At 69.8% G+C, this 24,883-nt stretch carries 20 protein-coding genes and 6 pseudogenes; 14 read left to right on the top strand and 12 right to left on the bottom strand.

What is annotated here, in order from left to right:
- Positions 1-125 precede the first annotated feature (125 nt).
- From ACF1FZ_RS30915 to ACF1FZ_RS30905, 3 genes and pseudogenes are all read left to right on the top strand, one after another.
- Entirely contained in the window at positions 126-884 is a 759-nt protein-coding gene (locus tag ACF1FZ_RS30915) for an SDR family NAD(P)-dependent oxidoreductase (protein WP_391776689.1), read from the top strand.
- A 200-nt stretch (positions 885-1,084) separates the two neighbouring features.
- Positions 1,085-1,297: pseudogene (locus ACF1FZ_RS30910) on the top strand (IMP dehydrogenase); the annotation flags it as partial.
- A gap of 45 nt (positions 1,298-1,342) precedes the next feature.
- Positions 1,343-1,525: a hypothetical protein gene (locus ACF1FZ_RS30905; RefSeq protein ID WP_391776730.1), complete on the top strand. Its 183-nt coding sequence runs from the start codon at positions 1,343-1,345 to the stop codon at positions 1,523-1,525.
- Between the two features lie 231 nt (positions 1,526-1,756).
- Here ACF1FZ_RS30905 and ACF1FZ_RS30900 read toward each other — a convergent pair whose 3' ends face one another.
- A complete protein-coding gene (locus tag ACF1FZ_RS30900; RefSeq protein ID WP_391776688.1) occupies positions 1,757-3,031 on the bottom strand; it encodes a cation:proton antiporter in 1,275 nt (424 codons plus the stop codon).
- Positions 3,032-3,257: 226 nt separating this feature from the next.
- On the opposite strand from ACF1FZ_RS30900, the pseudogene ACF1FZ_RS30895 reads away from it, so the two are divergent.
- From ACF1FZ_RS30895 to ACF1FZ_RS30885, 3 genes and pseudogenes are all read left to right on the top strand, one after another.
- Positions 3,258-3,458 (top strand): annotated as a pseudogene (locus ACF1FZ_RS30895) (conjugal transfer protein TraA); the annotation flags it as partial.
- A pseudogene (locus tag ACF1FZ_RS30890) lies at positions 3,453-3,649 on the top strand (C4-dicarboxylate transporter DctA); the annotation flags it as partial. The pseudogenes ACF1FZ_RS30895 and ACF1FZ_RS30890, both read left to right, overlap by 6 nt.
- 36 nt (positions 3,650-3,685) lie before the next feature.
- Positions 3,686-4,570 (top strand): hypothetical protein, encoded by an 885-nt coding sequence (locus tag ACF1FZ_RS30885; protein ID WP_391776737.1) that lies wholly within the window; start codon positions 3,686-3,688, stop codon positions 4,568-4,570.
- A 558-nt stretch (positions 4,571-5,128) separates the two neighbouring features.
- Here ACF1FZ_RS30885 and ACF1FZ_RS30880 read toward each other — a convergent pair.
- Entirely contained in the window at positions 5,129-6,499 is a 1,371-nt protein-coding gene (locus ACF1FZ_RS30880; RefSeq protein WP_391776687.1) for an amidohydrolase, read from the bottom strand.
- 469 nt (positions 6,500-6,968) lie between these two features.
- Here ACF1FZ_RS30880 and ACF1FZ_RS30875 point away from each other — a divergent pair, with 469 nt between their 5' ends.
- Entirely contained in the window at positions 6,969-8,396 is a 1,428-nt protein-coding gene (locus ACF1FZ_RS30875; RefSeq protein ID WP_391776686.1) for an MFS transporter, read from the top strand.
- 84 nt (positions 8,397-8,480) lie between these two features.
- Here the strand turns inward: ACF1FZ_RS30875 and ACF1FZ_RS30870 are convergent, their stop codons facing one another.
- The 4 genes from ACF1FZ_RS30870 to ACF1FZ_RS30855 form a co-directional block, all read right to left on the bottom strand.
- Complete coding sequence (locus ACF1FZ_RS30870) at positions 8,481-9,068, bottom strand: SMI1/KNR4 family protein (protein WP_391776685.1); 588 nt, start codon at positions 9,066-9,068, stop codon at positions 8,481-8,483.
- A 43-nt stretch (positions 9,069-9,111) separates the two neighbouring features.
- Entirely contained in the window at positions 9,112-9,423 is a 312-nt protein-coding gene (locus tag ACF1FZ_RS30865; protein WP_391776684.1) for a transposase, read from the bottom strand.
- A 711-nt stretch (positions 9,424-10,134) separates the two neighbouring features.
- Complete coding sequence (locus ACF1FZ_RS30860) at positions 10,135-10,971, bottom strand: recombinase family protein (protein WP_391776683.1); 837 nt, start codon at positions 10,969-10,971, stop codon at positions 10,135-10,137.
- A gap of 311 nt (positions 10,972-11,282) precedes the next feature.
- Positions 11,283-12,188, bottom strand: coding sequence for a helix-turn-helix domain-containing protein (locus ACF1FZ_RS30855; protein ID WP_391776682.1), 906 nt, complete (start codon positions 12,186-12,188; stop codon positions 11,283-11,285).
- A 158-nt stretch (positions 12,189-12,346) separates the two neighbouring features.
- Between ACF1FZ_RS30855 and ACF1FZ_RS30850 the strand changes: the two genes are divergently transcribed.
- From ACF1FZ_RS30850 to ACF1FZ_RS30840, 3 genes are read left to right on the top strand one after another with little or no spacing between them, the layout of a single operon-like run.
- Positions 12,347-13,132, top strand: coding sequence for an SDR family oxidoreductase (locus tag ACF1FZ_RS30850; RefSeq protein ID WP_391776681.1), 786 nt, complete (start codon positions 12,347-12,349; stop codon positions 13,130-13,132).
- Between the two features lie 41 nt (positions 13,133-13,173).
- Positions 13,174-14,085: an SDR family oxidoreductase gene (locus tag ACF1FZ_RS30845; protein WP_391776680.1), complete on the top strand. Its 912-nt coding sequence runs from the start codon at positions 13,174-13,176 to the stop codon at positions 14,083-14,085.
- 29 nt (positions 14,086-14,114) lie between these two features.
- Entirely contained in the window at positions 14,115-14,345 is a 231-nt protein-coding gene (locus tag ACF1FZ_RS30840; RefSeq protein WP_012013599.1) for a tautomerase family protein, read from the top strand.
- 113 nt (positions 14,346-14,458) lie between these two features.
- Here ACF1FZ_RS30840 and ACF1FZ_RS30835 read toward each other — a convergent pair whose 3' ends face one another.
- Complete coding sequence (locus ACF1FZ_RS30835; protein WP_391776729.1) at positions 14,459-15,727, bottom strand: transposase; 1,269 nt, start codon at positions 15,725-15,727, stop codon at positions 14,459-14,461.
- Positions 15,663-17,444, bottom strand: a complete 1,782-nt coding sequence (locus ACF1FZ_RS30830) for a DUF4158 domain-containing protein (RefSeq protein ID WP_391776679.1) — start codon at positions 17,442-17,444, stop codon at positions 15,663-15,665. Before ACF1FZ_RS30830 ends, ACF1FZ_RS30835 begins: the two co-directional genes overlap by 65 nt.
- 756 nt (positions 17,445-18,200) lie before the next feature.
- Here ACF1FZ_RS30830 and ACF1FZ_RS30825 point away from each other — a divergent pair.
- Both ACF1FZ_RS30825 and ACF1FZ_RS30820 read left to right on the top strand, forming a co-directional pair.
- Entirely contained in the window at positions 18,201-18,491 is a 291-nt protein-coding gene (locus ACF1FZ_RS30825) for a helicase associated domain-containing protein (RefSeq protein ID WP_391776678.1), read from the top strand.
- A gap of 121 nt (positions 18,492-18,612) precedes the next feature.
- Positions 18,613-18,915: pseudogene (locus ACF1FZ_RS30820) on the top strand (transposase); the annotation flags it as partial.
- A gap of 173 nt (positions 18,916-19,088) precedes the next feature.
- On the opposite strand, the gene ACF1FZ_RS30815 reads toward ACF1FZ_RS30820, so the two are convergent.
- Both ACF1FZ_RS30815 and ACF1FZ_RS30810 read right to left on the bottom strand, forming a co-directional pair.
- Positions 19,089-20,057 (bottom strand): alpha/beta hydrolase, encoded by a 969-nt coding sequence (locus ACF1FZ_RS30815; RefSeq protein WP_391776677.1) that lies wholly within the window; start codon positions 20,055-20,057, stop codon positions 19,089-19,091.
- A 103-nt stretch (positions 20,058-20,160) separates the two neighbouring features.
- The gene (locus ACF1FZ_RS30810) at positions 20,161-20,478 is read right to left on the bottom strand and encodes a putative quinol monooxygenase (protein ID WP_391776676.1); all 318 of its coding nucleotides are present in this window, start codon (positions 20,476-20,478) and stop codon (positions 20,161-20,163) included.
- Positions 20,479-20,627: 149 nt separating this feature from the next.
- Between ACF1FZ_RS30810 and ACF1FZ_RS30805 the strand changes: the two genes are divergently transcribed.
- Together ACF1FZ_RS30805 and ACF1FZ_RS30800 are read left to right on the top strand one after the other, a co-directional pair.
- A complete protein-coding gene (locus ACF1FZ_RS30805; RefSeq protein WP_391776675.1) occupies positions 20,628-21,533 on the top strand; it encodes an AraC family transcriptional regulator N-terminal domain-containing protein in 906 nt (301 codons plus the stop codon).
- A 159-nt stretch (positions 21,534-21,692) separates the two neighbouring features.
- A pseudogene (locus tag ACF1FZ_RS30800) lies at positions 21,693-22,322 on the top strand (SDR family NAD(P)-dependent oxidoreductase); the annotation flags it as partial.
- Positions 22,323-22,570: 248 nt separating this feature from the next.
- On the opposite strand, the gene ACF1FZ_RS30795 reads toward ACF1FZ_RS30800, so the two are convergent.
- Positions 22,571-23,926: a hypothetical protein gene (locus ACF1FZ_RS30795; RefSeq protein WP_391776674.1), complete on the bottom strand. Its 1,356-nt coding sequence runs from the start codon at positions 23,924-23,926 to the stop codon at positions 22,571-22,573.
- Between the two features lie 55 nt (positions 23,927-23,981).
- A pseudogene (locus tag ACF1FZ_RS30790) lies at positions 23,982-24,242 on the bottom strand (helix-turn-helix transcriptional regulator); the annotation flags it as partial.
- Positions 24,243-24,883 lie beyond the last annotated feature (641 nt).

Below are 24,883 nucleotides of genomic sequence, written 5' to 3'. Positions count from 1 at the left end.
GAGGCGAGTCACTTGACTCGCCTCGGGAGGGCCGCTTACGGTGCACCAGCAAGGCGAGTCGAGTGACTCGTATCTGATCCGTGGCACCTGGGCGCATCCTGGTTGTCGCACGGTGGAGGAAGTTCATGACAATCGACAAGATCGCTTTGGTGACCGGTGCGAATCGCGGCCTCGGGCGCAGCGCGGCCCTCGCCCTGGCCGCACGCGGGGTGAGGGTCGTGGTCACCCACCGCGGCGATGCGGCCGGGGCTGAGAAGACGGCGGAACAGGTGCGGGCCGTGGGCGGGACTGCCGCTGTTCTCCGGCTCGACATCAGCGACATCTCCTCCTTCGCGTCCTTCACCTCCGAACTGGGCGCGCAGCTGGAGCGCTGGGGTACTTCGCGGCTCGACATCCTGGTCAACAACGCGGGAGTGGGAGTCTTCGGGCTGCTGGAGACTGTCACGGCCGACGACTTCGACACGGTGATGGGCACCAACGTCCGGGGCACGTTCTTCCTCATCCAGTCGCTCGTGCCGCTGCTGGCCCAGGGCGGCCAGGTCATCAACGTCTCGACGTCACTGACCCGCCACACCAGCCCCGCCACCTCGGTCTACTCCGCCTCGAAGGCCGCCGTCGAAGCTCTGAGCCGCACCCTCGCCGCAGAACTCGGACCTCGCGGCATCCGGGTCAACTCCATCGCCCCGGGGCCGACCGCCACCGACTTCAACGGCGGAGCGATGCGGGACGACGCCGGAATGCGCCAGGTCCTGGCCGGACAGACCGCGCTCGGCCGCGTCGGCGAACCTGAGGAGATCGGCGACGCCATCGCCACGCTGGTCTCCGAGGGACTGCGCTGGGTCACCGCCCAGCGCATCGAGGTCTCCGGCGGCGCCCTCCTGTGACGCCGGGCGACGGCCGGTAGGGAAGCAGGCGGTGAGGGCCCCGACTCACTCCGAGCCGACCGCCTCGTCCAGCTCCGGCGCCTCAGGGCCCCGAAGCGGGCGCAGAGGCGCCGGCGGCCGGAAGGGCGGCTGTGAAGCTGTAGCGGCCGAGCAGGTTCAGGTTGCGGTGCTTGAGCGGGGAGAGCCGGGCGATGTCTTCGCCCGGGCTGCTGGCCGTGTCCGACGTCATGGGCACCGGCTGGTGGGCCGCCGACGCCGCCGAGGTCGAGCCCGGCTCGACAGCCGTGGTCGTCGGTGCCGGCGCGGTCGGCCTGTGCGGGGTGATCGCCGCGAAGGAACTGGGCGCACAGCGGAGCATCGCCATGTCCCGGCACGAGAGCCGCCAAGAGCTCGCCCGGGCGTTCGGTGCCACCGCCCGCGCCTTCGCCCGGGCGGGTGCCGCCGTCGGCCTCGCCGACATCGACGAGACGGCCGTGGCCAACGCGGCGAAGGAGTTCGCCGACGCCGGCCGCCGGGCCCTCGCCCTGCTCTGCGGCCCCACCGACGAGGACCAGGCCGCCGCTGCCGTCGACCGCACCGTGGAGACCTTCGGCCGACTCGGCACGGCCTGTACGGCGCTCGGTCACCACTGCGACCACTGAGGTTGAACTCGGGATGTCGTGCTGCTGGTCGGGCAGACCGGATGGTCAGGCCGGTCCCGGTGGGACAGCCGTCTTCCCGCCTCGGACAGCGATCACCCCTCGCTTACGAGAGCACCTTCCGAACCACATCAACCACCTCGGCCCGGGCCGCACGGGCGTGTTCAAGACCCGGGGCCGAGCCCCCTCCCACTCCGCATCGGACATGCGGTCCGCGTTGCTGCCGCTCGTGCGTCACCGGTTCTCCTTTCTCGGGTGCGTGGCAGTGGTGCGCAGCCTGTCGAGCCGGGCGACGACCGGCCCTGCTGTGACTCCGTGCAGTACCACCGAGGCAAGCACGGTGAACGTCACCACCGCCCACAGTTCCCGCGCCGGCACGGGGAAGTCGTGCTGTCCCAGACCGTAGGCGAGGTAGTAGAGCGAACCGATGCCCCGGATGCCGTAGCCCGCGACAACCCACCGTTGCTCGGCGCGTAGAGGGCTCCCGAGCAGCCCGGCCCATCCGGACAACGGCCGGATCACCAGCAGGAGCACCAGCCCGGTGACAGCGCCCTGCCAGGTCAGAGAGGCAAGGCCGCCCAGTGCGATGAACGCGCCCAGCAGAAACAGCAGCACTGCGGTGAACAGGCGCTCGATCTGTTCCACGAAGTCGTGAAGGATGTTGTGGAAGCCGTTGGCGCGTTCTGCGGCCCGGATCGCACACGCGGCGGTGAACACGGCGAGAAAGCCGTAACCCCCCAGCAACTCGGTCACCCCGTAGGCCAGGAAGGTGGCACCCAGTGCGACGAAGCCTTCCCGATGTTCGGACATGCGCAACACCGGTGAGCGGGCGTGGAAGAACAGCCAGCCCAGCAGCCGGCCGACGAGCAACCCGCTCAACAAGCCCACAGTGCACTTGAGAGCGATGTCCTCCATCGCCCATGTGCCGACCCAGGTGGCCGACCAGCCGCTTCCCGCGGCAGCGGCCAGCGCGACCGCCGCGTACGTCAAGGGGAAGGCGAGCCCGTCGTTGAGGCCCGCCTCGCTGGTGAGGGCGAAGCGCACCTCGTCCTCGTCGTCCTCGTCCTCGGTGGGCTCACCCACCCGCACCTCCGAGGCGAGCACCGGATCAGTCGGAGCGAGGACGGCGGCCAGCAGCAGGGCGACGGCAGGCGGCCAGTCCAGCAGCCACCACGCGACAAGGGCGGTGGCAACGACGGTCAACACCATCGTGATGCCCAGCAGGCGCCAGGTCGTACCCCACCTACGCCAGCCCACAGGCCGGTTGAGCGCCAGCCCGGCGCCCATCAACGAGATGATCACTCCGACCTCGGTGATGTGTTCAGTCAGCTGCCGGTCTTCGACCGGATCGATCACAGGCAGCGGCAAGGGCAGCAGGTACACGCCTACGCCAGCCACCAAGAACAAGAGAGGCATCGAGAGCGGCCGGCCGGCCACCACCCGGGGGAGCACTGCCGCGAGCAGTGCTCCGGCTCCCAACCACGCGAACACCGCATCGCTGATCGTCACTGCGCTCCGCCCGTCCTTCCGCCGCATCGCCCGGTGGTCCCGCACCCGTACCGCATGGGACCGCGGCCAGCCGTCTCCGAAGATCACATGCCTGCGTGGGACCGGCACGATCTTGATCTCAGCTCACGTACCCACTATTCAGCGGCACAGCGGAATGAGCCGCACATCGTGCCGGCAAGCGGATATCCGCCCGGTGAACGGGCGGCGTCGTCTCTTCCGCGGTGTGATGGCCGGTGACGGCCACCGCCCTGCGGGCAAGACGCCGCGCGCCGTCCAGGACGAGGCCGGTGTTCCGCCCGGGGGCTGGAGGAGCCGGGACTCGGCCGTGGCCGTTCCCAGGGCCGGGGACGTGGTGACCGAGCGGCAGGCCGAGCTGCTCCTGAGGGAGGGCGGGCACCCGGACGCCGACCGGATCGAGGACGCGCTGTCTGCGACCGCCTCGGCCCTCGGGATCATCCCGGCCGGTGCGGTGGCCCTGCTGCTCGAGGTGGGCCGGATCATGGACACCATGCGAGTGGCCACCGGTCTCCTCGGCGGCTGCGGCGCTGTGTTCGCCGTGTCCCGGAGGAGGGTGCACTCGACCACGACCGCGTCCACAAGGTCCTCGACGGCGGGATCGCGTTTCGTTCCCGAGCGGGAGACGCCTTCCTCCCGATGGTCAGCCGGGACGGCCGCAGGATCGCCTGCCTGTCGACGAAGGCCGGCGGGACCTCGTTCTGGCACGACGTGGACCGTGCGGGTAAGGACGAGACGGCGGTGCTGGGACCGGAAGGCAGCGTCCGCGGCGCGGAGTTCGGGTACGAGGGGGCGATGTTACCCGGGTACCTCGGTCTCGCGGACCTCTCCCCGGACGCCCGCGAGGTGGTGACGTCGGCGAACGGGCGCGTGCCTGTCGAAACCGCTCGGCGTTCGCGACCTGGGGCTCACACGAACGGACCCCCGGGCTTCACCGCCTCCTTCCACCCGGAGCCGGGGCACGTGCAGCTCGCGATGTACGGCCAAGGGTTCCTCCACGCCTTCTCTCTGCGCACGGGCCGGGAGAACAAGGCACTCGGCACCGACCTGGGACCGGAAGCAGACTCCTCGGTTCCCGGCCGGACCGGGAACTTCGCCTCCGTGCGGACCAAGGGGTCCATGATGGAACTGTGGTCGGTCGGGCGGACGGGAAAGCCCCCGCAGCGGGTGCTCGGCCCGATGGGGCCCCTGAACCCCTGGGAGTACCGGGAGGGCTCCCAGGACGACAGCTCGGTGCATTTCCTGGCCAACGGGAACTCCGTACGGTTCCAGGACGCGGCGGACCCCGAGGGCCGAGGTGAGTCCCACGTGTTCGCGGAGGAGCAGAAGTTCCTGGCGGTCTCCCGCGACGGCAGAACCCTGCTCCGCACCGTCGGCAAGAACACCGTGGGCATCCTCCACCTCGATCCGGCGCTCTGGAAGAAGGAGCTGTGCGACATCCTCGGCCGTGACCTTTCCGGGAACGAACGCCGGGGCCTGCCCGTCTGGCTGCCGGACCGGATCTGCCCGCCGGGCGGCCGCTGAGCGTTTTCAGCTTGCCCTCTCCGGGGTGAGGACAGCCCTGGCGGCTGACGTCATGCGGTGTCCTGGACCGCCGCGCCCGGGCCACTCGCGAAGCCCTCCGTACCGCGATCGTCACCTGGACCGGGCGGAGCTGCCGCCGACGCCGACGACGACTACGGCTGGGCCGTTTGACCCCACCGAGTTCGAGACCACCATGAGACCCGCCGCCCTCGTGGCATGAGCCCCCGCTGCCACCTGTCCGCGCGGCAGTCCCGCGCCAGCTGGTGCGCGGTACCGGGGGTCGTTCTGTGCCAGGGGGCCGGCACGCCTTGGCAGGTGACAAGAGAATGAACAGCCGTGCGGGGCGTGCGGGAGCATGTCACGGCGCGTGCTGTCTCCACCGCATTCCCTCGGGCGACGGATGCCGGCGTGTGCCGGACTGCCCCGCGCGGTACGCCGACGGTCGCGGCCGTGTCGCGGAGGTACGGGCGGCCAGGTAGAAGTCCAGGACCGCGTCGCCGCCCGATTCGGTCAGCCCCGGTGGCCCCGAGGGGACCCGGGTCCAGGTGGGCGGCCGGGTCAGGTGTCGTACTCCTGGATGCGCCGTCCGTGCTCGCGTGCGGTCAGCCCGGGCAGCCGGTCCGTCAGTTCCCGTACCACGGCTTGCACGTCGAGGGTGAGCAGGACGCGGTCCCGCATCAGGACGCGGCCGTCGACGATTGTCGTGCGGACGTCGGCCGCGCGGGAGCTGTGCACCAAGGTGGCGGCGAGGTCGTGGACCGGTTGGGTGTGCGGGCCGGTGAGGTCGACGAGGACGAGGTCGGCGCGTCGGCCGGGGGCGAGGGAACCGATCCGGTTCCTGAGGCCGACCGCGCGGGCGCTCTGCGAGGTGGCGTGGTGCAGGGCCTGGCGGGCGGTCAGCCAGCGCGGATCGCCCTCGGTGGACTTCTGTATCAGGGAGGTGAGCGCCATGGCCTCCCACACGTCGAGGGAGTTGTTGGAGGCGGCGCCGTCGGTGGCGAGGCCGACGGGGACGCCTGCCGCGCGCAGGGCCCGTACCGGAGTGGTGGTCGGCCAGGCGAACTTCAGATAGCCGCGGGGTGCGGTGGCCACCGCCGTACGGCCGTCCGTGCGTTCGAGCAGCGGCAGGTCCCGCTCCAGGATGCCGGTGCCGTGGGCGATGAGCAGGTCGGTGCCGAGCAGGCCGGTGCGCTCCAGGATCTCGATGGGGGTGCGGCCGTACCGGGCCAGGCTGGTGTCGGTCTGGTCGCGGTTCTCGGCGGCGTGGATGTGGACGGGCAGGCCGTGTGCGCGGGCGAGGTCGGCGGTGGCGGCGAGGTCGGCGTCGGTGACGGTGTAGGGGGCGTGCGGGGCGAGCGCGGTGGTGATGCGGCCGTCGGCAGTGCCGCGCCGGGTGAGCGCGAACTCCAGGGACGCCTCGCGGCCCCGGGGGCCCTGGTCGGAGAAGTACGCCTGACCGAGGTGGGCGCGCAGTCCGCACTCGGCGACGACGTCGGCGACCGTGTCCATGTGGAAGTAGTGGTCGGCGAAGCAGGTCACCCCGCCCCGGATCATCTCGGCGCAGGCGAGCCGCGCTCCCAGTTCCACATCCCGCTCGGTGAGGTTGGTCTCGACGGGCCAGACGACGTCGTTGAACCACTCCTGCGTCGGCAGGTCTTCGGCGAGCCCTCGCAGAACCACCATCGGGGCGTGTGTGTGGCAGTTGACCAGACCGGGCAACGCGATCTGTCCGGGTGCCTCGATCCGTGTCACGGCCGGCACGTCCCGCGCGGCGGCAGCCGTGGTGACCGCGTCGATCACCCGGTCGCGGATGACGATCGCGGCGTCCTCGCGGAATCCGATCCGTTCCGCGTCGTCGTGCACCAGGACCGCACACCCGGTGACGACGAGGTCGGCGGGAGAACCGCCCGGAGTTGCGACATCGCTCATGGAACCAACGTACGGGCCGCCGTACGGCGCGGCCGGGAATCGCATCGGGTACGGCCGGCCGGAGACGGGGTGTGCCGGCCCTTGCCGCGTCCGTGGATGTGGCACAGGAGCCGCTGCGGCGAGGTGCGGGCATCGGGCCGTAGCCAGCAGGTGAGGCCGATGGCCGGGAACAGCGGCCGTCGGCAGCCCTGGCAGCGGGACTTCGGTCAGGGACCGCCGCAGCCGGCCGGCGCCGGTCTCTCCACGGGCCACCACCGCATAGACCCTCCGGCGACCGCGTTGGTGTTCGCTCGCTGTTCCATAATCCCATATTCTGGACGATATCTAACCGACCTGTGAGATGCGTGAGATCGTTACGGCGCCCGCACCGGTCACGCGGCCTTGCCACGGGGAGACCTGCGCCGCCGTGCGGGACCGCCGGCCCTTCACGTCGGCGGCCGCATTCCGCCCTCGTGTGAAAGTCCCAGAGATGTACGCTCCCACCACCGGGTCCGCCCAGACCCCGTCGCAGTCCCCGGTCGATGCCGTGCCCGCCAACTCCCGGTCCCGCGTCCTGATCGCCAGTCTCATCGGCACGACGATCGAGTTCTACGACTTCTACGTCTACGCGACCGCCGCGGTCCTGGTCTTCCCGAAGCTTTTCTTCCCGAGCAGCGACGCGACCACAGCCCTGCTCTCCTCCTTCGCGGTCTTCGGCGCGGCGATGGTGGCCCGCCCGATCGGCGCGATCGTCTTCGGCCACCTCGGCGACCGTCTCGGCCGCAAGGGCACCCTGGTGGCCTCGCTGCTCACGATGGGCATCGCCACCTTCCTGATCGGCGTTCTGCCGACGTACGCGCAAGCCGGCTGGGTGGCCACGGCACTGCTGGTGCTGATGCGGCTCGCGCAGGGCTTCGCGCTCGGCGGCGAGTGGAGCGGCGCGGCCCTGGTCGCCACCGAGAACGCACCCGCCGGGAAGCGCGCGCTGTGGGGCACGTTCCCGCAGCTGGGCGCTCCGCTCGGGTTCATCATCGGCAACGGCCTCTTCCTGGTCATCGGCGCGCTGCTGCCCTCCGCGGCGGGCGCCGACCCCTCGCAGCCCTCCGACGCCTTCCTGAGCTGGGGCTGGCGGATCCCGTTCCTGTTCTCGGCCGTCATGGTCGCGATCGGTCTGTGGGTACGCATGCGCCTGGTCGAGTCGCAGGTCTTCGCGAAGACGCAGGAGACCGGCAAGGTCCGCAAGCTGCCGCTGGCCACCGTCTTCCGCCACCACTGGAAGCAGCTGGTCCTCGGCAGCTTCGCGATGCTGGCGACGTACGTCCTCTTCTATCTGATGACGACGTTCTCGCTGAGCTACGGCCGCACCGCCGAGGACGCGGACGTCCCGGGCCTCGGCTACAGCTACACCACGTTCGTCCTGATGATGATCTTCGGTGTGCTGTTCTTCGCCGCGTTCACCCTGGTCTCCGGCCCGCTCGCGGACAAGTACGGCCGCCGCAGGACCCTCGCCTGGGTCACCGCCGGCATCATCGTCTTCGGCCTGCTCTGGGTGCCGCTGATCAACCTGGGCACACTCGGCGTGGTCCTGTGGCTGGTCCTCGGCTTCACCCTGATGGGCACGACGTTCGGCCCGATGGGCGCGATGCTCCCGGAGCTCTTCCCGACCAGCGTCCGCTACACAGGCTCCGGCATCGCCTACAACGTCAGTTCCATCCTCGGCGCGGCCGTCGCCCCGTTCGTCGCGGTCGCCCTCTGGGAGGCCGGCGACGGCTCCCCGTGGCTGGTCGGCGTCTACCTCTCCGTGATGGGCGTCCTCACCCTGACCGCCCTCCTCATCGGCAAGGAGACGAAGGACGTCGCCCTGGACGAGGGCGAGGCCCCGGCGACCCCCGCCCGGGCCGAGGCCCCGTCCGCCTGAGACCGTGTCCTGCATGGTCTTACTCACCCTGATTGTTCATGAGAACTGGTTCTGGCTCACTTCCCGTGGAGTGGTTACGGAGAGTCAGGTCTTCGGGGCCATGCGATGGCGGTCTGGATGGGCGCGAAGTCGGGGCGAAGTGAGTTCCAGGGCCCGGTTGTCGCGTCCGGCGCTCATGTGGTTGAGCCAGCGTGCGTACCAGTCGAGGAAGTCGGGGGCGGAGGAGACGTTTGGGCCCCAGTACCCGTCGGTGTTGCCGATGAGGACGCGGCCGGTGAGGGGGCCGGTCACCGCGACGACGCATACGTCAGTGCAGCCCATCTCGATGATGTGGAGGAAGAGATCGCGGCCGTGGGCCCTGGGTTCTGTGCCCTTGAAGCCGCGGGGTGTCCCTGGTTCTCCACGCGGATTCATGACCAGCAGGGAACACCGTTCCAGAGGCATGAGGCCGTAGAACGGCGCCGCGCCTGAGCCGCCGATGCGCGTGAGGAACTGCCGGTAGGCGCCGGGCAGGGCGATGCCGTGCTCGGCCTCGAACGCAGCGACGCGTGCTTCCGCCAGCTTCGGACCGAGGCGGAACTCGTGTTGCTCTTCCCCGAAGGAGTGGCTGCGCAGGGGTTGGAACGGGATCGCGGCCAGCTTGCGACGCAGGCGGGATAGGCGGGGATCCATGGTGCATCTTCTCTCGTCCCCGTCACCCTATGGGTGGCTGTGGTCAGCTGGCCAGAAGAACCCTCTTCCGCAGGAGAGCGAAGCCGGCCCGGCCGAACATCTGGCGCTTGAGCATCTTGATCCGGTTGACGTGTCCTGCGACCACGCCTGAGTTCCAGGGCAGGGTGAGCCCGGCGATGACGGCGTCGCGGTCACGCTCGATGCCTGCGGCAAGGGTGTGGAGGCTGGGAAGGTCATCGCGCCGGACGGCATCAAGCCACTGCGGCAGCCGTTCGCCCTGGCGCTCGGTGAGCATCTGGGCGAAGGACCGCACGTGAGTGGTGAGGGCGTCGAGTTCGTGGCAGTGGACCAGCACGGCCTTGAGCCGAAGGTGGTCGATTTCCGGGAGGGTCCCGGAGCGCCGGAGGATCCAGCCGGCGACAACGCGGGGTGACGGTGGCCGAGCTGTGACGACGCCAGGAGAGAGCCGCTTCTCCCGGAAGTAGGCTGCAGCGCGACCTGGCGGACGAGTAGCACGCTCCACTCGCACGGGTTCGCGTCAGCGCCGCGAACCCGTGCGAGACGAGAGAGCCGCGGCGGGTCTGCAGCAACATCGGGTCCCCGTCACCGAGCGGGGTGAACAGAAGTGCCCGGAAGCCGTCGAACTTGGGCTGGAAGGCGATGGTGCCGAGTGGGAGAGTGCCATGGGCTTGCGCGAGCATCGGCTCCACCGGCGGCTTCAGAACCCCCTGCAGGCTCCCTCCGGGGCGTCGGGGGCGGGGTGTCAGGAGTCGGGGTGGGCGTCCGTACGGCCCCGGACTCCCAGCTCTGTCCCCAGGGGCAAAGTAGCCGTCTGTGATGTTCAGGCCGTTGGTTCGACGGTGTCCGGCGGCTCGCCCGTGCTCCCAGGCGGTGAGCACACGCTCACGGCTGTCCGTTTCCTCTACGAGTCGGATGACCACGTTCTCGTCGCTCCCGTAGTGCCCGACCCAGCCTCGCCATGTCCGCCGGGCGGCGGTGCCGGCGGCCCACTCCCCAGTCACCTTGGGGCCGTTCGCGGTGAACCGGAGGACCGTACGGTACGTGGTCACGCGTTCACCTCCACAACGGCTGTGGCCTTCTGCGCGTCGTACTCGCGGAGCATCCGCATGACGGTCGCGGGCGAGGGGTGCTGGCCCTTCTTCTTGCCGGTGGTGATGACGAGCCGTTTAGCGATGTCACGCAGGCTCATCTCCTGCTCGCGCAGGTGGAGGGCCATGGACAGCATGGACTCGTCTGCGACGCTGGCGCCGCCGATGGTCTTGCCGCGCTTGCGGGCGGACTCGTGGCCTTCGAGGGTGCGGTCGCGGATGTACTCGCGTTCCATGCCGGACATGGCGGCCAGCACCGTGAACACGATGCCCGAGGGATCGTGGGAGCCCTTCAGTTCCCCGGTGAGGAACTCCAGGCCGACGTCGCTGGCCTTCAGTTCCTCGGCGAGCATGGCGAGTTCGATGCCGCGGCCGAGGCGCTTGTGTTCGTGGACGACGAGGGTGACGGCGACGCCGGAGGAGCGGATCTCCCCGGCGAGTTTGACGGCGGCCTCCAGTTCGGGGCGTCTGGTGGCGCGGGTGGAGATTTTCTCCGAGAAGACGCGGGTCACCTGGGCCTCGGTCAGGGAGTCGAGCTGCGCGTCGAGGGACTGCCGGGCGGTCGAGGCGCGGGCGTACCCGAGGCGGACGTGCCCGACTGGTTCGGCGCCGGCGCTCACGGGCCGAGGCAGCTTGGTCCAGACCGAGCCGGGCTTGCGCACGGCGGGGGTCGGCACGCTGAGCGTTTTGGCGAGTTGGGGCACGAGGCGGAAGCGGGCGGTGTGGTACTGGATGGCCACCTTGCCCTTGCCGGTGCGGCACGGCGAGCCGGCCGGGGCGGCGCAGGTGGACATCGGGCAGTCGTGCGATTCCACGCGCTTGAAGTCGTCGCTTACGGCCCCGACTGTTTCATGTGACGGTTCATCCCGTCGAGTCGTCTGCAACAACCCATGAAACTGGGAAAGCCCAGCATAATCGGCGCGCGGGGCCGAGTTTCACGAGTGACCGCCTATGAAACACCCGCACTGCCGCACCCGGTCAACTTGCCGCTGTGAGTACCATCCCGTGAGCGTGGGGAAACGGGAATCAAGGGGGTAATCGTGAACCCTGGGCCGGAGAACAGCCACGCCTTGCTGGGAAGGCGGTCCTCCCTCTGCGGCGCGGGTCAGCGCTGCGATCCGGATTCGGCCGCGGACAAACCCTCCGGTGCCGTGCCGTCGGTGACGCTCAGGTCCTGGGTTCCTATGACGGACAGCAGTTCCAGCTGCTCGGCTCCCCGGCTTCCGGGCGGCGCGGTGAACCACAGCAGGCGTTGGCGTCCGTCCTCGCTGAGCAGGTTGTAACAGTCGAGTTCGATGATGCCGAGCGTGGGGTGGACGATTCTCTTGTGGTCCATGCGGCGCACCGCGACGTCGTGGGTGTCCCAGAGAGCTGCGAACTCCTGGCTACGGCGGCGTAGCACGGCGACCATCTTCGTGACCTCCGCGTCCCGGCCGCGCCGGGCGGCCGCTGCCTGGAGGTCGGCCACGAACACCCGGGAGTGGTGCGGGTGATCCTCGACCGGGTACCTCTCGCGCGCATGAGGGTCGGTGAACCAGCGGTACACGAAGCTCGCCGCCGGGCTGCGGTGCGCCGGGGACGTGCCGAGCAGGGTCCGGGCCAGCTCGTTCTCCACCAGGGTTTCGTGCAGGTCGGTGATGACGCGCGCGGGGGTGTTGGACAGCCGGTCCAACAGTCCGAGAAGCGCGGGCTGCACGTGTGCCGACGGTCCGTGTGCTGACGGCGGGACCGGCCGCTCGGCCAGGTGAAACAGGTGGTCGCGCTCGTCGCCGTTCAGGCGCAGGGCTCGGGCGAGGGCGGCCAGGGTCTGGGCCGAGGGCTGCACGCCGTTCTTTGCGCTACCGCGCTCCAGCTCGGTGTAGTAGTCGGCTGACAGCCCTGCCAGCTGGGCGACTTCCTCGCGGCGCAGCCCGGGGACGCGGCGGCGCGGGCCTTGGGGGAGACCGACCTCGGCGGGTCGGACGCGGTCGCGGCGTGTCCTGAGGAAGGCGCCGAGTTCTGGAAGGTTCACCCCTTCATGGTCGCTCGCGCGCCGAGCCGTAGCCAGGGGGTGGCATCCCCTGGGTAAACGCAGCCCTGGCTAGGGGTGGGGGACCGGCCGATTGTGGAGGACGCAGCAGGGCGACGGCGAGACCGCGACCCGACACGCATCCACCACAGGAGTCAGTAATGCCTATCCCCACTTCCCTCGACGGGCTCGCTGCCCCGGCCCAGCCCTCCGCCTCACCCCGTGTCGCGATCGTCACCGGCGGCTCGCGCGGAATCGGCCGCCAGACCGTCGGCCGGCTGGCCGCCGACGGGTACGCCGTCGTGGTCGGCTATGCCGGCAACCAGGACGAGGCCGAAGCCGCCGTAAAGGAGGCCGCCGCCATCGGCAGCGTCCGGGCGATCGCGGTACGCGCCGACGTCGCCGACGAACACGCCGTCGCGGCTCTGTTCGACGCGGCCGAGGCAGAGTTCGGCGGTGTCGACGTCGTCGTGCACGCAGCCGGGCGGGCACACATGGCGCCGATCGCCGAGCTGGACCTGGCCGTCCTGGACGACCTGCACCGCACCAACATCCGCGGCACGTTCGTCGTCGTCCAGCAGGCCGCCCGTCGGGTGCGTCCCGGCGGGGCGATCGTGACGTTCTCCACGTCCGTGGTGGGGCTGGCCTTCCCGAACTACGGCGCGTACTCCGCCAGCAAGGGCGCGGTCGAGGCGCTGACGCTGATCCTGGCCCGGGAGCTGCGGGGCCGGGACGTCACCGCCAACGCCGTCGCGCCCGGCCCCACGACCACCGAGCTGTTCCTGGACGGAAAGGACGAGGAGACCATCGCCCGTCTGGCCGCCCAGCCCCCGCTGGAGCGCCTCGGTACCCCGTCCGACATTGCCGAGGTCGTCGCGTTCCTGGCCTCCCCGGCCGGCCACTGGATCAACGGACAGGTCGTCCGCGCCAACGGCGGAATCATCTGAACCGCCCGCAGCCACCCCATGGATCAACGAAAGGCCCTGTCATGAGGAACGACGGCACCGGAAAGGCCATCCTGGTCACCGGGGCCTCCAGCGGCATTGGGGCGCTGTCCGTGCGTGCGCTGGCCCTCGCCGGGCACACCGTGTACGCGGGCATCCGCCAGATGGCGACCCGTAACGCGACCGCGGTGGCCGACCTGGCGCGCTACGGCACCGACCACCAGGTCGACGTACAGGCCGTCGAGCTGGACGTCACCTCCGAGGACTCCGCCGACGCCGCAGTCGACCGGATCCTCGCCGAGCGCGGCCGGCTGGATGTGGTCGTGCACAACGCTGGGCACATGGTCCTGGGCGCCGCTGAGGCGTTCACCGCTGAGCAACTCGCGGAGTTGTACGACGTGAACGTCCTGGGCACGCAGCGCGTCAACCGCGCCGCCCTGCCGAAGTTGCGTGAGCAGGGCTCGGGGCTGCTGGTGTGGATCGGCAGCTCCAGCACCCGCGGCGGCTGCCCCCCGTTCCTGGCCCCGTACTTCGCCGCCAAGGCCGCGATGGACGTCCTGGCAGTTAGCTACGCCGCCGAGGTGCTCCCGTTCGGCATCGATACCGCGATCGTGGTGCCCGGTGCGTTCACCACCGGCACCAGCCACTTCACCAACGCCGGCGCCCCCGCCGACGCCGACCGTGCGGAAATCTACGACCAGCGTCACCGCCCCCTGATGGGCGATCTGGGCAAGCGCCTGGCCGCGCTTATCCCTTCGGACGCCGATGTGACCGACGTCGCTGAAGCCGTCGTGCACCTGGTCGCGATGGCACATGGCACTCGGCCGCTGCGCACCCACATAGACCCCAGCCGAGACGGCAGCGAAGTCGTCTGCGCGGTCGCCGACCGCGTCCGCGCCGACTTCTTCCGCCGCCTCGGACTGGACAGCCTGCTCACCGCAGGCAGCTCCCTGTAACGCCCCACTGAGAGAAGGAACAACCAGCCATGCCTTTCGCGAACTTCAAGGTCCCCGAGAAGACCCTCACCCCGAAGCAGAAGGAGGAGATCGTCACCCGCACCACGGAGCTGTACGTCGAGATCTACGGCGAGCGCGCCCGCAACAACACCATGGTGCTGGTCGAAGAGGTCGCCGACGGCGGCTGGGGCATCTCCGGCAACGTGCTGACCCTCGCCATGCTCGGCGAGGCGACACCGACCGACACCAGCGACGCCTGACCGCACCGGCCGCCATCCGGCCAGGACAGCACCTCGAAACCGACGGCCGCCGGGTCGAGCGTCCGGCCACACGGCCTCGTTCATCCGGGGGCCGGTGAGATCAGCGAAGCCCTTCATTGTGTCCCCGTACTCGATCGGTCGGCGATGTCCGCCGGGGTGCGGGGACGGGGCACGGCAGCGGTCGGCAGGTCGAGCCGCTTGTCCATGTCCAGGCGGAAGGTGCCGTACGGGTTGACGTTCGACCAGAACAGCGCGGTCAGCCCGCGCCGGTCCTCCTCGCTCAGATTCTTCGCCCAGGCCGGCTCGGCGAGCACCTGCTGAAGCAGCAGGGTGTTGACGTGCACGAGACTGCTCTGGAGCAGGTGCAGGGCGAGCATCGAGGTCTCGGCGTGCTCCTTGTCCGGGCCGGTCAGGGCGCCGTCCTTGCCGTAGTGCAGGACCGTGTTGGCGCTGTTCCAGTTCTCCACGACCTGGAGGCCGCCGTGGATCTCCCGGCGCAGGCCGGGGCTGGCCAGGTAATCGCAGGCGAAGACCGTACGGACCGCGCGGCCCAGTTCTTCGAGCGCGGCGTAGGTGGGATGCTTCGGTCCGCCGCGGGTGAAGCGCCGCAGCACCTGCTCGGCCTCCGTCGTCCCCAGGCGCAGGGCGGTGGCGTACTTGACCATCTGGTCGTACTGCTGGGCGATCAGGTTCCACTTGATGGCCCGGGTCGTCAGCGAGCCGCCGAGCGCGGGCCAGCCGGGCGGGGTGTCGTCGGGCCGGTACAGGCGGATGCTGCCGATGTTCTTCAGCCGGGGCAGCAGACGGAAGTTCAGCAGCTCGGTGAACGCGAACCCGACCACAGACGCGCCGTGCGTGTCCACGTAGTTCGACTCGATCTCGGCGTCCGTGCAGTGCCGCAGCAGGCCCTCGATCATCGCCGCGACCTCGGAGGAGGAACAGCTCTTGAGCTGGGAGTAGATACAGACGTTCTTCTTCTCCACGTGCCAGTACACCATCACGCCATTGCCGCCGTAGCGGGCGTGGTACTCGGTCATGAAGTTGCTGGTCCAGGACCCGAACTTCTTCGAGTCCGACGCGCACGCGGTGCCCTGGCCCCACCAGGCGGCATCCCGGGTGGCGAAGGTGTCGTTGACCAGCTTCCGCACGGCGGCCCGCAGGTTGTCGACGGTGATGAAGTGCCGGCGCACGTGCCGCAGCGCCGCCTCGGTCTCACCGTGCTCGCCGGTCGCCACGATCGCGCGGATCCCCATGTTCGTGCCCAGCGCGAACAGCGCCAGCAGCAGACGGCGCTGGAGGACGGCCCGGTCGATGCGCTCATACGCGGCGACCGAGGCGAACTCGTCGGTGAAGCCGGTGAGGAAGTCGGCGTTCTTCAGCACGTCCAGCAGATCGAGCACACCCCAGCGGCGTACGACCTCCTCCTTCAGCGCCGTCAGGCCGGTGGGCTCGTCCAGCTTCTCCAACTTCGGCACTTTCATCCACGGCTCCCCGTGCCGGGTGGTGACCTTCACCCCGCCCGCCGAGCCGTCCGCGAGCGCGGCCGACAGCCGGTCCAGGCCGTTCGTCATCCGCCGCTTCAGGTCGCCGATGAACGCCTGCGGGTCCATCGGCTGACGGATCGCCGCGTAGTGCACGATGCGGGTGGCCTCGAAGTCGCCGGGCAGGTCGTCCTCCGGGTTCTGCCAGCGGCCAGCGCCCTCGATGTAGATCTCGCGGCGCCGGATCGCGTCCTGCAGCGCCACCAGCACGCACAGCTCGTACGGGATGCGCTCGACCTTGCCCTTGTCGTCCACGACGGCCTCGCGCCCAGTCCTTGCGCACCACGCCGCCCATCGGCACCGTGTCGCCGGCGTCGTAGAAGCGGGTCTTGCCGTCGATGCCGGCGTACTTCTCCAGCAGCGCGAGCGCGTCCATCACCGGCCGGTAGGCGGTGTTGTTGCACCTGAAGCCCAGCGTCTTTAGCAGCGGCGGCAGCATCTGCCGGTAGTAGTTGCTGTACGAGGAGCGCAACGTGGTGCGGACCTTGGCCTTGAACACCTTCTCGTTCGCCTTGGCCTCGGCGACCAGGTCGCGCAGCGTCTTCTCCCCGACCACCGGATACAGCGCCGTGCGCACGAGCTCGTCGGGCTGGCCGATCGCCGCGTCGGCCAGTTTGAAGAGGATGCCCTCCGTGCCGCGGACCTTCTTCAGCTCCGCCGTCAGCTGCCTCTCCACCCACCGCTCGGCACGGGCGTTGATTTTCTGCACCAGGGCGATCAGCAGATCCCCCAGGGCATCGGTGATCTCCGCCTGCCGGGACGAGCACAGAGCCGCGAGCAGGGTGATCCGCACGTCCTCGGCGGTGTCGCGAAAGTCGGAGGGGTACATCTTGATCGCCCGCGCCCGCCATGCGGCCAGCAGCTTCTCCGAGCAGTCCGTGAACAGCCCGTCGGGCAGGCCGAGTCTGCGCACGTCGTTCAGCTTGCTGATCTCCGTCAGCAGCGACTCCAGGCTGACCGCGCCCGGGTCGCGCTTGAGGGAGGCCAGCAGGGCGGCGCCGTCCTCGTTGTCCTCGGCCACCAGCGCCAGCAGCCGGGCCACCCCCACGTCGCCCAGGCGCTCGATGGTCCGCGCGCACAGCGCCTTCTCCGCCCGGGTCTGGGCCGCGGTGATGATGCGGTCGACGCGCCCCGGCGGCTCGATGCTCCGCTCCCGGCACTCCACCAGCAGGGCCTCGCGCAGCCGGTCCTCCACCAGTTCGACCGGGCACACCTCCTCGGCGAGCCACGCGATCAGCTTCTCCTCGTCCGCCCGGGTGGCGGGCCGGAACTTCAGCGCCTCACGGATCTGCTTGCGATGGTTCTTCGCCGACCGGCTGGTCAGGTCGTACTTCGCGAACTCGGCCGCTGGCACCTTCACCAGCCCGGCGACGTACTCCACCGCGGCATGCGAAACCTCCTCCAGCAGATCCGGGAACCGGCCCTCCAGCTCGAAGAACTTCAGCAACAGCGAGAAGCCGAGCCGTGTCGATCCGCTCTTGTTCGCCACCAGGTCCCAGTCGCCGTCCACCAGCGTCCAGCTCGCCAACAGCTCTTCCGGCGACCACTCTTGCCGCACACCCGCCCCTTCCCTCGGCCTGCCCCGGGCTTCACACGGACGGCTCAACGAGGCGCCCGAGAGCGAGGAAACGGGTCATCTGACTATCCGAAAGCTACCCGCTGGTTACTTTGCCCCTGGGGACAGAGCTGGGAGTCCGGGGCCCGTACGGAGCGCCCACGAAGCCCCGCAGCATCCCGCGGAAGGGGCGAGAACCGGTGGCCCTTCCCGTCGGTGCTCCAGTGGCGATCGGCCTCGCAGTCACACGCGTAGAGCCAGCTCTCCGGAACGAGCTCACCCGGATGCCACGACACACGTTCTACGACACCCCGCCCATCCACACGTCCCAGGGACGAAACCGCCGCCACTATCCCCCGCACAGCACGCCGACGGGCCGCCGCGGTTTCCCCCGCCGGCAGTCTCACTCATTCACCGTCCGTGACGCGGCCGCTTCGATGCCTGATGCCCGCAACTTCCGTGCCAGGAGCCCTATTTCGGGCAGGGTCCCTGAGTACTGGTTGGCCAAGACCTGCTCCAACACGGCCCGGACGCCGTCCAGGCCGATGCCGGAGTTCCGCCCGCAGTACTTGCATGACGGCGGCGTTCCTCGTTGGCTGAGTCACCCGCAGCCTTGCCCACTCGTGCTCGGTGAGCAGTCGGCCACGCAGTTCTTCCGGCAGGTCACCGCCACACACAGCCAGGCCGAACCCGCAGGCCGGACACGTCGACTCAACCTCCCACCGCAGTTCCTGGCCCGGCGAGCACGGTGACCTCCGCGTGCCGTTCACGTTCCGGGTGCCCGCCGTCGGCGACCAGGAGGCGGAAGCCACCGGGTGGCCGGCCTCGCTCGCCGGGTTCCCGCTCGGGCAGTGGACCGCCGACGCCCGCCTGTTCTACGCCCGCGGCGACATGGACGAGGACCGCATCGCCCAGCTGGAGAAGCTCGGCATGATCTGGTCGCACTACGACGTCGCGTGGGAGGAGGGCCTGTCCGCCGCACGCGAGTGGGCCGCCGAACACGGGCACCTCCTGGCCCGCTGGACGCCATCTTCCAGGGAGCGAAGGTAGGCATCTTCCTGAAGAACGCGCGGGCCGCCGCCCGCAAGGCCGCAGAGATCGGGCAGCGGCGTGCCGAGGGGCTGCCGGTTCACAGGCCATCTCATTTGGATGAATCGGTATTCTGTGAGTCATGGTGGGGATCGTCGAGCGGCTGGTGCCGGACGAGTTGTGGGAGTTGTTCCAGCGGGTGGTGCCGGAGGCGCCGTCGCGGCCGCAGGGCGGTGGTCGGCGCCGTCACGGCGACCGGGAAGTGCCGGCCGCGATCGTCTTCGTGGCCACGTCGGGTTGTACCTGGCAGCAGCTGCCTTCGGCGTCGTTCGGCCCGTCCGGAGCGACCGCCCACCGGCGCTTCTCGGAGTGGTCACAGGCACGGGTGTGGGCCAGGCTCCACCGCCTGGCCCTCGACGAACTCGGTGCCCGCGGCGAGCTGGACCCACCGCCGCGACCGCCTGCCCGACACCTACCGCGCCATCGCCGACCCCGGCTCCGACCGCACCGCCCAAGCCTGAGCAACGGTCCTCAAACGAACCAGCACACCCCACCCGCTATCACGCACCGACTCGTTAGCCAAGGCTGAAGCGTACGACCGAAACTCGTCGACTTCACCTATGCGGCGGGATTCGTGGGCAGGAGCCGGGCGAGCCAGTCCGTGCGGGTTCGGCGGGCTGTGGCCGAGATGTGTGCCTGCGGGTACAGGGCGTCGAATCCGTGGCAGCCGCCTGCCCAGACGTGGAGTTCGGCCTGGCCGCCGGCCGCCCAGATGCGGGTGGCGTAGTCGGTGTCCTCGTCGCGGAAGACTTCGGCGGAGCCGGTGTCGATGTAGGTGGTCGGCAGGCCCGCGAGGTCGTCGGCCAGGGCGGGTGAGACGTATGCGGGTACCTCGTCGTCGGTGAGGTCGCCGAGGAGGCAGCGCCATCCGAATCCGTTCATCTCGCGGGTCCAGACGCCGGGCCCGTTCGAGTACTGGAGGCTGGAGGTGGTGGTGTTGCGGTGGTCGAGCATGGGGCCGATCAGGACTTGGGCAGCGATCGTCGGGGTGCCGAGGTCGCGGGCCAGCAGGGTGATGCCGGCGGCGAGGCCGCCGCCCGCGCTGGCGCCTGCGACGATGATCCGGGCGGGGTCGATGCCCAGTTCGGCGGCGTGGTCGGCGATCCAGAGCAGTCCCTGGTAGCAGTCGTCGACCGGGGTGGAGCCGGTGGACTCGGGCGCGAGCCGGTAGTCGACGGAGACCACGACGGCGCCGAACTCGTCGAGCCACTCCAGCGGGATGTCGATCTGTGAGAAGCGGTCGCCCATGACCATCCCGCCGCCGTGCATCCAGTAGACGCAGGGTGCGGCAGCGGTGCGATCGCTGTTCTTGGGGCTGAAGACGGACAAGGGGATCGGGGTACCGTCCGGACTCGCAACGGTGACCTCGCGCCGGTCGATAGCGCGGCCTTCGAGGAGGGGTTCGACGGGCATCGAGGAGAAGGGGCGTACCTGCGCCAGTACTTCCGGGCTGAGCTGGGACATCAGCGGTGTGTCGGCCAGGAGTTCATGCAGTTCAGGGTCTAGGGAGGGACGTGCTGTGGTCATGGTCGTTGCCTCTCGTGGGTGGTGGCGGGACGGGCGGGCGAGGATGGGGGCCGCCTCGGTGGGCACCGAGGCGGCAGAGGCTGGGGTGTGGGGTGTTCGCGGGTCAGAGGGTGGATTTGCCGCGGACCGGAACGTAGTCGGTGTACTCGGAGTCCTTGGCGAGCAGCGGGTCGATCTGCGCCACGATGGCCTGGGCGGTCTTGCCGGCGAAGACGCGGTGGTGGTCCTCCTCGCTGGTCCAGCCTTCGGCGACGTGGACGACGTCGGGGTCGGACGCGGAACGGGAGACGAGGTAGACGAGGCAGTATTCGCTCGCGCCGGGGCTGCCCTCGTTCAGCCCGGTCAGCAGCAGGTCGACGAGCTGGTCGCCCATACCGGGCCTGGCGGTCAGGGTGGCGCTGAAGCCGTAGTTGGCAATCATGGATTCCTTCTCTTTCTCTTCGGTGATGGAGTGCGGTGATTCCATTCAAGTGGGTTGACCTGCGGAAACGTTAGACCGATACTCGTTCGCACTTGCACGATCCTCGCGACTTTGGGAACCGCAGCGCGGAATGGTGCTGCAATGGACGCATGTACCTCGAAGAACTCCGCACCCTGCTGGCGCGCCATGCGCGGCCCGACTGGACCACCGCCGTCGACGGCGTCCTCATCTCGAAGGTCGACCGCCCTGATCCGCCGACGCCTTCGATGTCCGGCACGCTCCTGGCGGTCATCGCGCAGGGCGCCAAACGCCTCGCCCTGGGTGAGAAGGTGTTCGAATACGGGCCCGGGCAGTACCTGGTCGCATCCGTCGATCTGCCTGTCACAGGGCAGTTCACCCAGGCCGACCCCAAGCAGCCGGCGCTGGGGTTCGGTCTCGTCCTGGAACCGTCCTCCGTTGCCGAGCTGCTGCTTGAGGCCGGGCCCGGAGACGCCCCCCGGAGCAGCGGGGGCGCGCCGTCGGGGATCGCCGTCAGTGACGCTCCGGCCGCGTTGCTGGACGCGGTGGTCCGGCTGTTGCGCCTGCTCGACGAGCCCCGCGACCGGGCCGTACTGGCCCCGCTGGTCAAGCGCGAGATCCTGTGGCGTCTGATCACCGGCGAGCAAGGTGCGACGGTTCGCCAGCTCGGCCTGGCCGACAGCAGCCTCAGCCACATCTCCCGGGCCGTGCGCTGGATCCGCGAGCACTACGCGCAGCCCTTCCGGGTCGAGGACGTAGCGCGGCAGTCCGGCATGGGCGTCTCCGCCTTCTACCGCAACTTCCAAGCGGTGACCGCGATGAGCCCCATCCAGTTCCAGAAGCAGATCCGGCTCCAGGAGGCCCGGCTGCTGCTCGCCACCCACCCCGGAGACGTCACCGGAGTCGGCCACCGCGTCGGCTACGACAACCCGTCGCAGTTCAGCCGGGAGTACCGCCGCCAGTTCGGCGCACCCCCCAGCCAGGACGCCGCCCGCCTGCGTCAGGCCGTGCGTGCGCCAGCAGGTCTTCTGCCCTGAGCTGGGTGGGCTTTACTGGAGGATCGTGTAAGGAGTAGCGAGGATAGTTCTACTATCTCCGCAGGTCAGAACGATTCAATGGGATCACCGGTTCTCCCGTGGAGCAGGAAAAATCCTGCCCGCCCGTATGGATCCCACCACATCGCAAAGGGGCGCAATATAAAGACAGTTCTGATCACTGGCACCTCATCCGGGTACGGGCGGGCGACCGCCCTCTACTTCCATGCGCAGGGATGGAACGTCGTCGCGACGCCGCGTACGCCGCGTACGGACGTCCTGCCCGAGTCCGACCGGCTCCGTGTCGTCGAGCTCGACGTGACCAGGCCCGACACCATCGCTGCCGCGCTGGAGACTGCGGAGCCCGTCGACGTCCTGGTCAACAACGCGGGTGTCCCGTTGATCGGCGTGTTCGAGGGCACCCCCATGGTCCGGGTACGGGAAGTCTTCGAAACCAACACGTTCGGCGTGATGGCGGTGACACAAGCGGTGCTGCCCCAGTTTCGTGAGCGCGGCTCCGGGGTGGTGGTCAACGTGACCTCCAGCGTGGTGCTGGGCCACATGCCGCTCACAGCCGTCTACAAGGCGAGCAAGATGGCCGTCGAAGGGTTCACCACGTCCCTCGCGCTCGAACTCGCGCCCTTCGGCGTCCAGGCGAAGACGGTCGAGCCGGGCGCCTGCCTGACGACGAACTTCACGGCCAACGCGGCCAAGGCGGCGAACGGGGCGCCGCTGGACGAACTGGTCCCGGCGCCCTACGCGCCATGGGCGCAGAAGGCCATGGGCGACTTCACGTAGCGAGAACTGTTTTGTTCCGGACTGTCTGCCAGAGATCGGGTGTAGGTGCGTGTGGGGGCGGGGGTGGGCGGCGTCGGGCGCTCGGCGCTTTGGTCCGCCCGTGCCCGCCCGTTCCGCCCTCTGGGCGGGCCAGTCGCCGACGGGTGGTGCGGGTGGGGTTATCGGGGCGGTGCGTGGGTCGGCTGCCCGGCTCGTACAGGGCCGGGGCAGGGCTCGGGCCGGGCAGCCGGAGGGGGCGTGCGTCAGCTCGTCGAGGGGTTGACGGTGAGGGTGGCCGTGTTGTTCGTCAGGTCGGGGTCGAAGGTGCGGACGGCGGGTTCGTAGGCGTCGTTGTAGAGGGCGGCGCGGGCGGTGGCGTTCGGGATGACCTCGTCGATGTGGAGGGTGAAGGGGAAGGTGTGGGTGGCGGGCTTGCCGGATTCGGTGAGGTAGATGGGGGTGTTGCAGCGGTAGCGGGTCTCGGACTGGGACCAGCAGGCGTCGGGGGCGGAGGCGACCGAGGTGCCGGCGGGGATGTCGATGTCGACGGTCGCGGCGGGTTCGCCCGCGCCGAGGGAGGCGACCCAGGCGGGGCCCGCGTTGTGGACGGTGACGGTGGCGGGGACGGTGTCGCCGGCCGCGCCGGAGACGGTGGAGGCGGTCAGCCGGTAGTCGGCCTGGTTGACGGTCTTCACCGTGAAGCTGCGGTACGGCTGGAGCTCGTCGGAGGGGGCGGCGGCCGGGGTGAGGTTCAGCTCCGGGCCGGCGCCCGGGGTGAAGGCGCGGCCGGCGCGGGCCTCGGCGAGCGCCTGCTCGGAGTAGGGCTGCGCCGAATAGTCGACGCGGTCGAAGAGGGCCATGTCCTTGGTGCGGAACTTCAGCGGGAGGGAGTGGTACGAGCCCGGGGTCGTCCGCTCGTCCAGGACGCAGAGGAACGTACGGCCGGTGACGGCGTTCGTGGACTCGCAGTTGGAGGGGACGGACATGCCGAGGCGGATGCCGCGGGAGGTGAAGACGGTGAGCAGGGTGCGGTCGGCGGTGCGGTTGCCCTGGTTGCCGAGGACGACGGAGGAGTCGAAGGGCTGGTCGGGTGCCATGCCGGTGCGGTACTCGGCCTGGGTGAGGCCGAGCGCGGGGCCGTCGTTGACGGCGACGTAGGTCTCGCCCGGGTAGGCGTTCATGCCGCCGGCCTGGGCGGTGTAGCGGACGTAGCCGTCGTTGCCGTCGGTGGCGCCCGGCTTGGTGGTCAGGCCGATCCGCGCGGCGGGGGCGTTGGCGCCGCCGGGGAGTTCGGGGGTGGTGCAGACGGCGGTGGTCTCGTTCTCCGGGCGGCAGTTCGCGGGCCAGGTGACCTCGGCGAACGAGGCGACTCCGGAGGCGTCGACGGTGAGCGTGCCGGCCGGGACGGTGGTCGCCGTGTTGTCGTGGCTGATCTGCACGGTCAGCGACTGCGACGGTGCGGGGGAGCCGTCCTCGGACGGGCCCGCGAGGGTGATCTCGTACGGGTCGGACCAGAGCCACAGGGCGTCGGAGGCGGCCGCGGCGGGGGCCGCGGCCGGGCCGGTGACGGCGGCGAGCGCGCCGAGTGCGGCGGCGGAGGCGATGAGCGTCTTCTTCACGGGGATCAAGACAGCGGAGATCGGCGGATGGTTGTACGGGGGAGGAGGGCCGGTTTCAGTCCGCCGGGTCGGCCGTGCGGTCGTCGAGGATGTCCGAGCGGGCGATGAGGTAGCCGAGTTGGGCGCGGCTGCCGCTGCCGAGGGCGGCGGAGAGTTTGGCGATGTGGCCGCGGCAGGTGCGGACCTTCATGCCGAGGCGGCGGGCGATCGCTTCGTCGACGTGGCCCTCGACGAGGAGGTGGGCGATGGCCGGCTGGGTGCCGGTGATCCCGTTGGGGCGGGCCCCGTAGGGGGATTCCTCGAACCAGGGGGTGGCCTGGCGCGAGCGCCCAGGCGATGGCCGACACGATTCGCGCGACCGAACGCCCTAAACAGCACCTCACCGCCGCCTGGACCACCCCGTTGACCATGATTCCGGCCTCCGCGGTCGGATACCTAACGATGATCTACCTGGACTGGTACGGCGGCATCGCCGTTCTGCTCGCCTTCGCTCTGCGACGTATCTACCGCAGCAAGGGCAGCTCCTGGGCCACCGGAGCGGCCGGCGAGCGGCGCATCGCACGGATCCTCCTTCCGCTTGTCCTGAGCGCCAAAGCAGAAACGGCTCCTCCCAGCTCATACCCCTCACCCTCCCCCGAAATCCGGCGACTGATCCACCGCCTCACCCACCGCCGCCCCGCACCCATCGAACACGTCCTGCACTGGTCACACCGGCGATGCCACCGACAACACCAAGCTCGCCTCAGCCACTACAAACGACGTGGACACACACCACCCGAAACTGCCCGGCCATCAGGCCAAAGACCGTTGCAGCATTAGGTCCGATGGCGACTTCACCGTCACCGCGCGCATGTCCGGTGTCGGTGACGATGACGGCGACTCATGGCTGCGGCTGTACGGACGGGTACCGGTCATCTACGACGAGTGGCGGCAGGAGCGGCCCTCACTCCGCGTCGG

This window comes from Streptomyces sp. NPDC014623 (assembly GCF_043088245.1).
Lineage (GTDB): Bacteria > Actinomycetota > Actinomycetes > Streptomycetales > Streptomycetaceae > Streptomyces.
Note: the sequence above shows the minus strand (reverse complement) of the source record. Positions and strands in the feature narration are given on the sequence as shown.